Source organism: Pajaroellobacter abortibovis, from assembly GCF_001931505.1.
In the GTDB taxonomy this organism is placed as follows: domain Bacteria; phylum Myxococcota_A; class Polyangia; order Polyangiales; family Polyangiaceae; genus Pajaroellobacter; species Pajaroellobacter abortibovis.
Genome location: NZ_CP016908.1, coordinates 1151971 through 1165080, shown reverse-complemented (window position 1 = coordinate 1165080; position 13110 = coordinate 1151971). Strand labels below are relative to the sequence as shown.

Annotated in this window: 11 protein-coding genes; 5 read left to right on the top strand and 6 right to left on the bottom strand. The window is 45.6% G+C overall.

The window, feature by feature from the left end; genetic code table 11:
• Positions 1–208: 208 nt before the first annotated feature.
• Together BCY86_RS05815 and BCY86_RS05810 are read right to left on the bottom strand one after the other, a co-directional pair.
• Positions 209–1234 (bottom strand): inorganic phosphate transporter, encoded by a 1026-nt coding sequence (locus tag BCY86_RS05815; protein WP_075276892.1) that lies wholly within the window; start codon positions 1232–1234, stop codon positions 209–211.
• Complete coding sequence (locus BCY86_RS05810) at positions 1227–1868, bottom strand: DUF47 domain-containing protein (protein WP_075276891.1); 642 nt, start codon at positions 1866–1868, stop codon at positions 1227–1229. Before BCY86_RS05810 ends, BCY86_RS05815 begins: the two co-directional genes overlap by 8 nt.
• Before the next feature lie 157 nt (positions 1869–2025).
• Between BCY86_RS05810 and BCY86_RS05805 the strand changes: the two genes are divergently transcribed.
• From BCY86_RS05805 to BCY86_RS05790, 4 genes are all read left to right on the top strand, one after another.
• Entirely contained in the window at positions 2026–2727 is a 702-nt protein-coding gene (locus BCY86_RS05805; protein ID WP_075276890.1) for a response regulator transcription factor, read from the top strand.
• An 854-nt stretch (positions 2728–3581) separates the two neighbouring features.
• Positions 3582–3716 (top strand): sigma factor-like helix-turn-helix DNA-binding protein, encoded by a 135-nt coding sequence (locus BCY86_RS10775; protein ID WP_420814553.1) that lies wholly within the window; start codon positions 3582–3584, stop codon positions 3714–3716.
• Between the two features lie 387 nt (positions 3717–4103).
• Positions 4104–5675 carry a bifunctional phosphoribosylaminoimidazolecarboxamide formyltransferase/IMP cyclohydrolase gene (purH, locus tag BCY86_RS05795; RefSeq protein ID WP_075276889.1) on the top strand — a complete coding sequence of 524 codons (1572 nt, stop codon included), beginning with the start codon at positions 4104–4106 and terminating at the stop codon, positions 5673–5675.
• 49 nt (positions 5676–5724) lie between these two features.
• A complete protein-coding gene (locus tag BCY86_RS05790; protein ID WP_245776206.1) occupies positions 5725–7056 on the top strand; it encodes a ParA family protein in 1332 nt (443 codons plus the stop codon).
• Positions 7057–7136: 80 nt separating this feature from the next.
• Here the strand turns inward: BCY86_RS05790 and BCY86_RS05785 are convergent, their stop codons facing one another.
• On the bottom strand, positions 7137–8189 hold the full coding sequence (locus BCY86_RS05785) for a pseudouridine synthase (protein ID WP_075276887.1): 1053 nt from the start codon (positions 8187–8189) through the stop codon (positions 7137–7139).
• 79 nt (positions 8190–8268) lie between these two features.
• Between BCY86_RS05785 and BCY86_RS05780 the strand changes: the two genes are divergently transcribed.
• Positions 8269–9777 carry a glycogen synthase gene (locus tag BCY86_RS05780; protein WP_075276886.1) on the top strand — a complete coding sequence of 503 codons (1509 nt, stop codon included), beginning with the start codon at positions 8269–8271 and terminating at the stop codon, positions 9775–9777.
• On the opposite strand, the gene BCY86_RS05775 is transcribed toward BCY86_RS05780, so the two are convergent.
• The 3 genes from BCY86_RS05775 to BCY86_RS05765 all read right to left on the bottom strand — a co-directional run bounded on the left by BCY86_RS05775 (position 9721) and on the right by BCY86_RS05765 (position 13084).
• Positions 9721–10653 (bottom strand): hypothetical protein, encoded by a 933-nt coding sequence (locus tag BCY86_RS05775; RefSeq protein ID WP_075276885.1) that lies wholly within the window; start codon positions 10651–10653, stop codon positions 9721–9723. The two genes, BCY86_RS05780 and BCY86_RS05775, sit on opposite strands and share 57 nt — an antisense overlap.
• A complete protein-coding gene (locus BCY86_RS05770) occupies positions 10638–12512 on the bottom strand; it encodes a M1 family metallopeptidase (RefSeq protein ID WP_075276884.1) in 1875 nt (624 codons plus the stop codon). The genes BCY86_RS05775 and BCY86_RS05770 overlap by 16 nt, the downstream gene beginning before the upstream one ends.
• An 89-nt stretch (positions 12513–12601) precedes the next feature.
• Complete coding sequence (locus BCY86_RS05765; protein WP_075276883.1) at positions 12602–13084, bottom strand: universal stress protein; 483 nt, start codon at positions 13082–13084, stop codon at positions 12602–12604.
• Positions 13085–13110 lie beyond the last annotated feature (26 nt).

Below are 13110 nucleotides of genomic sequence, written 5' to 3'. Positions count from 1 at the left end.
AGAGTGGATTGTAGGTTTTCCTTCTGCCAGGTGTTCTTATCTGTGTACTCGCCCTGAGAAAGTTATGGTCTCCCTACTTATGATAGCTCAGTATCTTTCAACTGTATGAACATGGCTTAGTATTTTTATAGCCGCGTGTTTCAGAAATGCGAATTTGGTGACTCTTTTCTTCTTTGCCTTGCGGATGGAAAAATAAGCGCGGGCGTTTTTAGCAGAAAAGATAGACTACTTTTATCAGCATGAAAGCGATGAGTCCACTCAGGGGTAGAGTGAGGACCCACGCTGTGATGATGTTTCCTGCTACACCCCAGCGCACGGCAGATAAGCGTTTGCTGGCTCCTACCCCCATAATGCAAGCGTTGATGCAGTGAGTGGTCGAAATTGGGATGCCCCACTGACTTGCCGTGAGAATGGTTACAGCGCCTGTTGTTTCGGCTGCAAACCCTTGGAGGGGAGTGATCCGGATCATCTTTGTACCCATCGTTTTAATGATCTTTCTACCTCCTGCCATGGTCCCGAGGCTGATGGCAAGAGCGCATGCAAGGATGACCCAAGTGGGTACCTCATAAGGTGCTTTAGGAAAAAGCCAAGACGGTACTGATCCACTGGATAACGATGGAGTAGATATGGTCAGCGCAAGTGTAAGCATCCCCATCGATTTCTGAGCGTCGTTGGAACCGTGAGAGAGGGCCATCATGGCTGCTGATACCAATTGGAGGCATCGAGAAATTTCGTGGATCACAAGAGGCCGCAGGGGACGAGCAATCCAAAGAAGGATGATCATAAAGAAAAAAGAGATTAAGAAACCGAGCGTGGGAGAGAGAAAAAGAGGGACCAGAACCTTGGTTTTTAAAGTGTTCCACGAAAAACTGTTGAATCCTGAGTGAGCCGTAATTGCTCCTGCAAGACTGCCAATAAGAGCATGAGAGGAACTTGATGGAATAGCGTGCCACCAAGTAATGAGATTCCAAATACAAGCGCTTAGCAGGATCACTAGGATAATCGATAGATTGATGCATTCTGGTTTAGTGAATTCGAACGCAATCGTTTTAGCTACTGCTACACCTGTGATCGCTCCTGTAAAGTTTAAAATCCCTGCTAAGGTTGTTGCTATCCGGATGGGGAGGACTCCGGTCGATACAACAGTGGCTACTGCATTGGCTGCATCGTGAAAGCCGTTGATATAATCGAAGAGTAGTGCAGTAATAATGACAATGATTAGGATGCTACCCATGCTTCACCGCTAGATTAGCTAAGAATTCTGAAACCTCTTCGCAGTGATCAATTGCTGCTTCGAGGGACTCTAGGATCTCTTTTTCCCGCAGGAGCACCTTGGCACTGATATGAGAATCGTGGAACAAATTACTCATAGCTTCTCGAAAAATGATATCACCTTCTTTTTCAATTTTCTTAACTGCTCGTTTGATTTCTCTCAGTTTTGTGTAATCATGTTTTCGAAGGGAAGGAATTGCTTCTTTAAGAATGGCTGTACTTTCTACTAAAAGTCCAGCCAATTGTTTCATGGGAGTAGAAGGTTGTTCGACTCCGTACAGAAAGAAAGAGCGGGCAGTGAGATTGATTAAATCGAGAATATCGTCTAGCTCAATAGCCAGTTTGTGGATATCTTCTCGATCAATAGGTGTAATAAAGGTACGAGCTAATGACTCTTCTAAAGCTTGGATTAATCGGTCCCCTTGATGCTCAAGTTCTTGAATGGTGTCTCGTACAGTCGTATTAACAAAGACATTCTGGCTAAAATGCGCCAGGACTTGAGCAGCCTCATAAACAATCGAAGTTTGTTGCTCGATAATGTTAAAAAAGATTTCTTCTTTGGGGAGCAATAGACGGATGAGTTCTTGAAGTTTCATGAAGATTGAACTAGCCTATTAACCAAATATTGTTTGCATTGAGATGCATTCTTCTACTTTTCTTCTGTGTGTCTTTAAATAAGCGGGGAATAGCATTTTTAAGGGCGTAGAAGCTCGAAGAAAAAGAAAGCTGATTGCAAAAAAGGGGGATAGCAGGGTGAAAAAGGGGAACATTTTATTAGTGACGCAGAAAGTTGAAGTAGCGAATGTCCTTGAGGCTTATCTTACGTTGGAAGGATACCAGATCCAGATGGCTCCGAAAGAAGGTGCTGCACTGGATGCAATCCAGTTCGACATTATTTTGGTCGACTCTCATTTTGATATGCAGGTTTATGATTCGATTCTGTTCCGATGTTTACACGGACTATCGGAAGGAGAAAAGCCTGCTCTACTTTATCTTAAACAGGAGCCCGAGTTTCTTGCCGATCCTTTGTCTTCCTTTGAGCGAAAAAATTCTCTCCGGTTAGGGGAAATCTTATATCAGATGGAATATGTTCTTCTCCATCGCTTACTTAAGAGTCTATCTTTTTCCGTTTCTAGAGCAGATACGAAACGATACGTAATGTGGTCCATGAGCGCTTTACCCATTATCGACTTTTTAGCGGAATGTGCTTCGTTTAACAAATCAATCTCTGTTTTTCTTTCATCCTCTTCTTCTTTAGCTAATGTCTGGTTTGCGGAAGGTCGCATGGTGGATGTCATGGTAGATGAGTTGCGGGGGGTCGAAGCCTTAAGCCGTCTTGCTCTCTGGAAGGAAGCAAAACTGATGATTCGAACACTTTATCGACCCCCTTTTGATTTCATCAAAAAACCATGGATGGTTCTCTTAGAAGAAGCGTACCATAAGCTCCTATCCTGATGTTTATGTCGGTATCCTGATACGCGATTCGAACAACCCATTAAAAAATAAAAAAAGTCATGCTTGGATTGACATTCAGGATGATCAAGGATATGCCTTAATAAATTTTCGTTAACTTCAGTGTTCTTAACTTTGAGGTAAAGAGTTTCTAGAAGTGCCTCAGAGAAGGGGCTTCCTTCTTTTTTCTTCGCTTGATTGTGTTTTGCTCCCCTTGTGTGGGTGGTTTTCTTTCTTCGCCTATTAGCTAGCTTAATTGGTTCTTATCTTTTTGACTTAGATTGGTCTATTTTGGGGGAATAGAGATCCGATAGGCCTAGCTTGGCTTGTTCTTTGCTGAATCTGCCAGTCTTCTGTCTCACCCTGCATCAAGGGGATGACAGGGCAGTTTCTAAAGGCCAGCGGCAAGCAGTTTGAACGGAATTGTATGTTGGCAATTCAAGCTAAAGAGGAGTGTTCCCGTCATGAAGAAGACAGCGAAAGAAGAGATGAACGATCCAAAGGGAGACTGTATCTATGGGTCAGCCTTTACATCAGGATCATATACTTTACATCAGGATCATATAAAAGAATCGTCGCGGTCGTTTCGTAGACGCGTTATATGCGCTCGAACGAGCAGTTACGAAACGAATAGAACAAACGTGAACTCGAAGTGGGACGTTTGCTCTATGCCTGAAGTGAAAGTGGAGTTTCATCCTAAAATTCTGGACGGATGTACAATGGGTTACCGGCCTTGTCCTTATGTGTCTTGTAAGCATCATCTGACTTGGATGTATTTTCGAAGACAAGAGCTATTAAGCTAAAATTTCATGATCTTGGAGCTTGGGAAATGGAGGGGACATGTGCTCTTGACGTAGCTGATAGGGGAGGGATTACCTCTTGAAGAGGTGGGGGTTATCATGAGCTTAACCCACGAGTGGATACGCCAAGTAGAGGTGAAGGGTTTGGCTAAATTGGGAGGACATGCTGCAGCTCCGAGAGGATATGGATGAAAGCCTATTTGAAAGAAATATGACTTTCATTCCATGAAGGTCAAATCTTCGCTTACAAAAGGACGTTCTAGCCAAAATTTGCTTGTGCGGAAGGAGGACGAGACAAAAGAAGAAGACAGAGGCTTGAGTTTAGATAGTTCTTAAAGTCTTTGAAAGTGAAAAGAGACATTTCAACATGTTCTGTTTATTGTGCGATGCTCTTTTTCATTGGATGAGTGTAGAGGAATAGGATATTCAGCAGTAGGTTCTCTGACAGAAAACTGCGTATGTCAATTCTCCCCGTAAGGCACCAAAATTGTCGCACAAATGGGGAATTGTATAAATTCTTTCGGAATATGAAAGTGTTGATTGACCGTCAGAGCGCATCGCGCTAGGGGGAACAGAAGCATGTCTAAAGTGTATACTGCTCTCCTTTCTGTGTCTGATAAGACGCACCTACTTCATTTTGCGCGACAACTCAGCAATTTGGGTGTGCACATTCTTTCGAGTGGGGGAACTTCCAAAGCATTGCTTGCAGAGGGGATCCCTATAGAAACGATCGAGCATTATACAGATTCTCCAGAGGTCATGGGAGGGAGAGTCAAGACGCTTCATCCCCGGATATATGGTGGTATCTTGGCTCGGCTTACTTTGGATCAAGATGATCTGAAGAAACTAGGAGCTACTCCCATTGACCTGGTGGTTGTCAATTTGTATCCTTTCAAAAAAACCATTGCAGATCCTGCAGCAAGTTGGGAACAAGCGATTGAGGATGTGGATATCGGTGGTCCCTCTCTGCTCCGAGCTGCAGCGAAAAACCACGATCGTGTTGCAGCTGTCTGGGATCCTGAGGATTATGCTCTTATTCTCGACGAGCTTACCCAAAAGGGAGAGATTAATCTTTCTTTGCGTCTACGACTGGCTACAAAAGCTTTCTCTTATACATCTGCTTATGATGCAGCTATTGCTTATTATTTCTCTACCAAAGAAGCACAGAAAGGGGGCGTTTCATCTTTCTCTTTTCCAACTCAGTTGGCGCTTTCATTTGAACGCGCTACAATTCTTCGGTATGGTGAAAATCCGCATCAGGCAGCAGCTCTTTATAAAGAGCGATCAGATGCAGTGGGATCTCTTGCGCAGGCTCGTCAAGTGAATGAGGTTGTAAAAGAGATGAGCTTTAATAATTGGGTAGATGCAGATGCAGCGCTTGAAGCTGTGCGCGAATTCGAAGAGGCTGCTGCTGTTCTTGTCAAACATACAAATCCTTGCGGTGTTGCAGTTCGTCCTACGTTGGCTGAGGCCTATTTGGTTGCTCGAGAGGCAGATCCTACTAGCGCATTTGGTGGAATTGTCGCTCTCAACCGTAAAGTTGAAAAAGAGACTGCGCTATTGTTAGTACAGACATTTTTAGAATGTGTGATTGCTCCTGAATTTGCAGAGGAAGCCCTGCCAATCTTGCATTCTAAAAAGAATCTTCGGCTGCTTCAGTTGGAGGGTTGGACTCATTCCTCCCCCACCTCTTTGGTGTTCAAGTCAATCGATGGAGGTTTATTGGTGCAGAGTCGGGATGTCACCTGTGCTGGAGAAGTTAAAAAGGGGGTTATTGTCACCAAACGCCAGCCTACTTCTGCAGAGTTGGATGATCTGGAATTTGCCTGGCGAGTATGTAAGCATGTGAAATCCAATGCCATTGTATTCGCAAAGGAAAAAAAGACAGTGGGGATCGGCGCAGGGCAGATGTCTCGAGTAGTCTCTGTGCAGTTGGCCTGCATGAAAGCCGGAGAGCAAGCGAAAGGGGCAGTGCTCGCTTCGGACGCTTTCTTCCCATTTCCTGATGGGATTCATGCGGCCGCTGACGTGGGGATCTTAGCCATTGTTCAACCGGGTGGAAGTATAAAAGATCAAGAAGTAGTTGCAGCTGCCGATGCGCATGGCTTGGCGATGATCTTCACCAACACGAGGCACTTTCTCCATGGCTGATGAAGACAGATCGCAAATAGTATACGCCTGCTAGTAATTTGCGCGATGAGTGACTGCTCGTTTCACGCAATTGCGTGGTATGCGGAAAGGATCCAACCGAATGTCTGGAATGACTGAAGCTTGTACCGTATGTGGGAAACAATTCGAAGTCCAGTTCCGATATCAGATGGAAGAGCACGAGCAAGGATTTGCCTTTTATTGTAGCCATCCTTGTTATCAGGCTGCTCTCTCTGGGAAGCATCAGGGGGGAGTTCACTGTGATGCGTGCCGCAAGCAATTTGCGCTCGATCTCGTTTCTCAGGTTGTGAAGATAGGGAATGAGCGTCGTTACGCCTGCTCTCCTTCCTGTCGGGAACAGTTGCTTGAAGAAGAAAAGGGGACCAAATTGGGGGAGTTTGTTTTGTCGTCCTCTCCTTCTTCTTCGTCTGTATCTGCAGTGGAAGTAGAATCAAAAAGAGAAAATCCTGATCGGGAGCAAGGCAGCTGTTTGTCCGATCCAATACAGACAAAGACGGAAGAAAGGATAAGCAAGCGTAAGCTTTATGGGCCATCCCGACTTGCTATTTTTAATCATAAGGGGGGGACAGGTAAAACCACAACATCAGTCAGTATTGCAGCAGGTCTTGCCTTGTCTGGAGTGCGCGTTCTCTTGGTAGATACCGACTCGCAAGGGAATGTGGGCGTTTCGTTTCAAGTGAAAGTGGAGCGTTCTCTTTATCATCTTTTAATTATGGGAGTGGTGGTTCAGGATACTAGAGTTCAAGTGAGGCCGAATCTGGATATTGTTCCTTCGGACGAATCGTTAGCGGCTGCGGAACTTTATTTGGCTGGACGTAAGAATCGGGATCGTATCTTACGCGAGCGCTTAGCCCCTTTCGAGCAAGATTACGATATCATCATCTTGGATTGCTCGCCTTCTCTTTCACTGCTCAATCAGAATGCTCTCGTGTTTGCAGAAGGAATTTTGGTTCCTGTAGCGTGTGACTTCCTTTCTTTGGTAGGAGTTCGGCAGGTGATCAGAACGCTGAAAAATGTGAACTCGCTGTTGCGGCATCCTATTAAGATCTTTGGTGTCTTGCCAACTTTTTATGACGCGCGCGCTCGCATTTGCCGTGATGCGATGGATACTTTAAAACAACACTTTGGAGCTCGTTGTCTCCCTCCTATACGTGCCACTATCAAAGTGAAGGAAGCGCCCTCTCAAGGTCGGACGATCTTTGAACATGCTCCCGATTCCCACGCTGCCGAAGATTACCGGAGGACAGTTTCTTTTATTATGGAAGGCCCTGCTGGCTTTTCTCCCTGTGAAAGAGAAAAGAGGGAGGAGGATGGGCAGGCGTCTCTTCGTCTGGGATCCAAGAATCCTTGGCTTACAGAATAAAAAGGTGGGCTATTACCTCGCGCGATCAATTCTCGCTTTTTTCTTCTGAGAAGGGACTTTTATCCTCAGTGAGATGTACACTAACGTCCATTTGGATTTTTCCACAAAGGTGTCTGTTTACCCCAGAACACTTTCATGTCTTCTGCAAGGGGGGCATAGATATCAAATGGTTTTTTGGTAATAGGATGCTCTCCTTGAAATCGAATGGCGTGGAGAGCGTGTCGAGGTAGTTCAAGCTGTTCCCAATCCTCTTCTTTAAGCTCACCATCAGCTGCCCGCATGAAGTATGTTTCATCCAGTCCATAGAGCTTATCGCCTACTATAAATGCACCTAATGAAGCGAGGTGGAGGCGAATTTGATGTTGTCTGCCTGATTCAAGAAGGCATTGCACTTTGGCATAGCGTTTTCCTTGAGGTCCTTGTGCTATTTCTTGCAAAAGAAAACAGGTTGTAGCCGATAGGGCAGAGGAGCCTTCACTGATGTGCATTTTTACTTTTGATAAACTTGCTGGATCGAGCTCCATCTTTTTCTCGCAACGAAAGATGGCTTCCTTTGGTTCCCATTGAGGAATACCACAAGTGAAGGCGACATACTCTTTTTCGAGCCCTTGTCGTCGCTCGAACTGACGCTTGAGAAGTCGGTCGCACGTAGGCGTTTTCGCAACCAAAATGACTCCGCTTGTTTCTCGATCAAGTCGGTGTGCGAGCACAAGATATTGCCCCGGTCTGCTAACTTGCAATAGCTTGATCAGCGTATTATGGTGGTACCGTGCGGTAGGATGGACGGGGAGGTGGGCTGGTTTGTTGACTGCTAACAGATGCTGATCTTCGTAGAGGATAGGGATGTCCGTTGGAACTTCGGATTCATCCCAAGGTGGCCGCCAGAGAGTGATTTTTTGTTTTGCTCGCACGCGTTCCCCAGGACGTACCCGCCTCCCTTGCTCATCGTAGGCGCTCATCCGAATAATCTTTTGTGCGCGTGTGCGGCTTGTTCGCCTTAACTCATGACGGAGAAAAACATCAACGCGTTGACCTGCCTGTTCAGGGGCGACTTGAAAAACACTTCGTATTGCATTGTCTGGCATATCAGGAGGGGATATGCATTCTTCATCAGAAACACGAATCCTGCTCATCCTTTATTGTCAATTTTAAATTTTTTCTCTTAAACACTCTAGCTTATTCTAATGAAGTGCGTGCTAAAAACATCATCCAATGGATATTCTTTTCCTAACTGCTGAAACCTCTGTGTTGATGGAAGAATGGGGAACGTTCACTCATTTCTCTGTCGCTCTGTCCAAATCGCTTCGTTGTTTAGGACATTCCGTCACAGTGTGCTTGCCTTATTCTCCAGTACTAGACACCAACGGTCTCTTGATGGTGCGCAGATTGACTACGCTGGTTTTAGAAATAGAGGGTCAATCGGTCGAATTGACAGTACTTGATGGCAAGTTGGCTTCTCAGGTAGACATCATCGCCATTGGAGGAATTGAGCGATTCCCTGAAGGGGCCCAGAAAGAGATCAGAAGGCAAGGGAGCCCATTGTCTCTTGAAGTGACTCGCTCCTTTTTGCTTTTTGCACGCGCTTCGCTCGAATTGATCAAACAGCGAACTGTCTCTGGATTCTCATTTGATATTGTTCATTGCGATGGATGGCAAACCGCACCTTTCCCTCTTTTTTTGAATCAATTCTATCAAACACAGCGGAATTTTATTTGTCCTAAGACGGTGCTCACTGTTCATCATGAAGTGGACCACCAGTGGTTTTCTTGTACTGCGCTCGATGCACTTTTCCCTGATCTGTTCCATTCTGACCAACGTCAGAAGATTTGGTGGGTCGAAGAGGGGATCACAAATGTAGATGCAGTGACGAGCAATAGCGAAGCCCATCGAGAAAGGATCGAACAGAAATTGGAAGAATCTTTTGCGGCCTATAAAGCAGAAAGGGGAACTACTGCGACCATTCGATGCGGCATTGATTATAGCCTATGGAATCCAGCTATTGATCCTGCTCTTGTGGTTCGTTATGATGCAGAAGATCCGACTCATAAAGCTAACTGTAAGATTGCCCTTCAGGAAGAGTATGGTTTTGAGTGTGAGGTAGATGCTCCACTTCTTCTCACTATTTTGTATCGGATCTCGAATGAAGAAAAGTCTCTTTTTCTTTCTACTTTGCGTAAAGCAGTGGATAAAGTTGATTTTTCTTTGATCATCAGTACCTTTCCTTCTTCCTCTTTTCTTTCGGAAGAGATTGATGAGCTTGTTTCTTTATCGAGAGGAAAGATCATTTGTGTACCTACCGTTGATTCTACTCTTTTGCATCGCTTAATTGCGGGAGCAGACATTGCTCTGATCCCGGCTTATCCAAAACGCCTTCGCGACATGCCTCTTTGGTTCCAGCGATATGGTGCACTGCCTGTGGCTTATGCATCTCATGGGATGCATGAGATGATTATCGATTGTGATGAAAAGTTTGAAAATGGGACGGGATTTCTTTTCTATGAAAAACGGGTAAGCCATTTTTTGAAAGCAATAGAGCGAGCCCTTGCTGCAAAACAATCACCTCGATGGCCTACGTTGGTGCGTCAAGCGATGAAACTCGATTTAAGTTGGGATCGTCCTGCACGGCAATATGAACAACTTTATCGCCTGCTCTTAAGAAGAACATCAGATGGTTTGGAAAACGACAGATCGAGAAGAGGAGGTTTGAATCAGTCTCGCTAGCCAGGAGGCTTTTAAAATAATTTGAGTGAAGAGGAACAATTGATGCAATACACCTAATGCAATGATTGTGATTTTTCCTTCACTCGATAAAACTTGAGCAAGGAAGCCTCCTCCCATTAAGAGTATTCCGTTTAAACAAATTCTCCACGCCCACGTTCCATAGAGCGCGATCACCTTCGAGCAAGGTAGGCGAAAGGCATAGGACATAGCTTGTCCCATGGTCATTCGGTTATACACAACTTCAACGCGGCTGATATCATGATATACACCTAGGATGCTCGAACCAATCAAGAAGAACACAATTCCCACGAAACTGATCAAATCCGCATTTCTCTCTCCCAATGCAATCGTCCATGTATCCGCAGCTTTCAGCAAAAAAAAAGCACCTCCCCCTGCGACTAACAGTTCTGTACTGATGAAGATGAGAGCTAAAGTAGCTAAAGGACGGAAAGAGCGGAGTGCCTCTTTTAAGAAGGATACAAAAGAGAGGTGCTGAGTGCGATCTCCTAGTGCTTGAATCAGCATGGCTAGCGGGATAAGCCCAACGAACCAGGCAAATCCTATCCATAAAGTGACTGTAGGTAAAAAAGTATCGATCACGATCTTATATTGATCCAATAGATCCTGTAAAGCCACCCCTCCTGGTTTCCATAAAAGTTGGTCCCCTGAGGGATGATTGCCATACACATTGTGAAGTGCAAACAGAAAAGGGGAAGTTACGGCAAGAGTAAGTGCGACCTGCCATGCCCAAAACCCAAGGAGTGACCAGTGGTGTTTAAAAACAACCTGAAGAGATGTGGGTAGTGAATAGTGATGAGCTTTTTCTGTGTCGTGGGTGTGGTGTGAAATCTCTTGAGGGATCATGGGAGTAACCATTGGAGGAGTACTTGAACCCAATAAAAGAGTCGTTCCCCCGTGCGAAATAAGCCAGGCCCTTTGAAAGTGGGTGTGGTTATAAATTGATGGGTGCGGTCTTGATCGAGCAGAATCTGCTCATCTGGATCTACTATTGCGGCCTCAAGAGGGGTTGCCCCTCGATAGGGAATGCGTATCCAGTTTTCTATGCCTTCCCAAGGGATGCGTTGTCTGAAGCCCCCTTTTGAAATCAATTCGATGGTGATAGGGAAATGTAGTGTACCCCGACGTGTTACAAGCACCCATCCTGTGTATGGATCTTTTCCTTGATTGGTTGCATTTGTTGGGGTTTGATCCGTTTGGTCAAAGAAACCTTCTCGGTCTTGAGTAGGGTGAGAGGCGATAGCTTCTGCTCGGTAATCCACCCACCCCCGTTCAAAAAGCACGAGGTGGGCGTTCTCTCTTGCTGCGTCCCCTAAGCATTGGCCCAGAGTATCGAGCAGTTGGTCTGGAGTTGGGTGGAGGAATCGATAGCGGTGGGCATATAAAGTGAGTGCCGCACGCATTTTTTCATCGCCGTAGACTCGTCTTAGCGTTTCAAGAAGCGTGGAAGTTCTGCTGTAGACAAGTTTGCCGTATGTTGTTCCGGATTGAAATAAGAAAGCTGGTTGCGCCACCCTGTCTTGATGGGTTGCTTGATTGCCTGTTAATGCATGGGCTGTGTCGCTGATGGTCAAGCCGAAAAAATTGATGAAGGAACCGGACCCTTTGAAATGAGCCAACGCTTCCTGTTCAGCGTATGCGTTTAATCCTTCATCGAGGAAGGGCCATTCCACTTCATTGCTTCCAAGAAGACCGTAAAAATATTGGTGTCCGAATTCATGAATGGTGACCAACTCGGGCATGAGAAAACTGGAAGGGGTATACCAAGCCCCTCCTGTTGTAATCAGAGTTGGATATTCCATGCCTCCAGACTCATGAGCATGTTCTGGAGGGTGGATCACCGTCAGTACCGAGTAAGGATAGGTCCCATAGCGCTCTTGATAGTAGGGGAAAGCAAAACGCAAAGTAGCAAGTTGTCGTTCGACTACGGAATGGAAACCTTTTGGATAGAAAACAGTTACTTCTGTATGGCCTATGGTTTCTTTTCTCGATTGCCATTGATCCCAAGCTGACCATGCAAAATCATGGATGGAGTCTTGCACATGACGCTCTCGTCGCCTTCCATTTGCAATGCTCTCCTCGATGATTGGACCAGTGGCACCGATGGTAAACTGTTCTGGAACATCTAAGGTGACGTCATAATGTGCATAATCTGCGTAAAACTCACTTAAGCGATGGAAAGGGAAGTGGCTCCACTTTCCATCCGTTTCGAGTCTCGCTATCTTGGGGAACCACTGCCCCATAAAATGGTATGTGTCCCAATAACCAGTTCGGAGTACGATGCTGGGGAGCTTGGCTTCCCATGCCACGTCGATAACAAGTTCGTCTCCGGGTTTGACATCATCTGGGAGAGGGATACGAATGTCTGTTTCGTCTTGATCGCCATTTGGGTGAATATCTGCAACTGCCCATAAATCGACTTTGCTGGTTTCTTTTTGCAAAGAGAATCGTTGGACCTCTATTTTACCCCAGTCTGTTGGTTTCTGCCCTCCTCGGAATCCGCTTACTGCCTCCTGCATAAAGACACTAGCGCTGTTTTTAAAAGCGTTGAGATAGAGATGAACCCATAGCTCACGTGTGGGAACCAAACTCGTATTGCGCCAGGTAATTATCCCTTCCCCATAAACAGTGTGGTTTGTGGGATTGAGGGTAGCGTTCATTTGGTAAGAAGCTACTTGTTCAGGCTTCGCTCTATTCGTTAGAAGCTCTCCGCACACCCATCTTTCAGCTCTTGCAGCGCTTGAGTAAAAGCACAACAAACAGCTAGGGAGAGCAATGCAACAAAGAGAGAAAAGTACCCCGGACTTCAAATCTTTGTTGAAGGAGTCAGATGAGTTTTCGGTGTTTGTTTAGCCTCATGAATCACGAGAACAGGACGCGATGAAATGTGAATGATCTTTTCTGCTACGCTTCCAAGAAGAGCCCGAGCAATACCTCGTCGACCATGAGTCCCGATCACAATGAGATCCGCCTCCACTTCTGCTACTGCGCGATTTACTTCTTCTGCAGGGGGACCTTCACGTAACAGCGCTTCAATTGCTATCCCTTTTTGTGCTATCTGTTGTGCACTCTTTTGAAGAGCGTTGTTTGCAGAGTTAGTCAATTTAGAGATAATATCTACGGTTGCCACGACGGCACCATCTGGAAAGCTAAAAACAGGGATCTCGTACGCATGAAGTAAAACGATGCGCGCGTTGAATTTCTCAGCGAGCTCAGCAGCATAAGTTAATGCGCGATCGGAGATCTCACTGAAGTCTGTAGCTACTAGGATCGTTTTGAGAGGAAACATGGTACATTCCTTTCTGAAGGGAACGT

Coding starts and splice junctions, on each gene's coding strand:
- BCY86_RS05775 (WP_075276885.1), bottom strand. CDS start 10,653: ATGGTTACTCCCATGATCCCTCAAGAGATTTCACACCACACCCACGAC.
- BCY86_RS05780 (WP_075276886.1), top strand. CDS start 8,269: ATGGATATTCTTTTCCTAACTGCTGAAACCTCTGTGTTGATGGAAGAA.
- BCY86_RS05765 (WP_075276883.1), bottom strand. CDS start 13,084: ATGTTTCCTCTCAAAACGATCCTAGTAGCTACAGACTTCAGTGAGATC.
- BCY86_RS05815 (WP_075276892.1), bottom strand. CDS start 1,234: ATGGGTAGCATCCTAATCATTGTCATTATTACTGCACTACTCTTCGAT.
- purH (WP_075276889.1), top strand. CDS start 4,104: ATGTCTAAAGTGTATACTGCTCTCCTTTCTGTGTCTGATAAGACGCAC.
- BCY86_RS05785 (WP_075276887.1), bottom strand. CDS start 8,189: ATGAGCAGGATTCGTGTTTCTGATGAAGAATGCATATCCCCTCCTGAT.
- BCY86_RS05810 (WP_075276891.1), bottom strand. CDS start 1,868: ATGAAACTTCAAGAACTCATCCGTCTATTGCTCCCCAAAGAAGAAATC.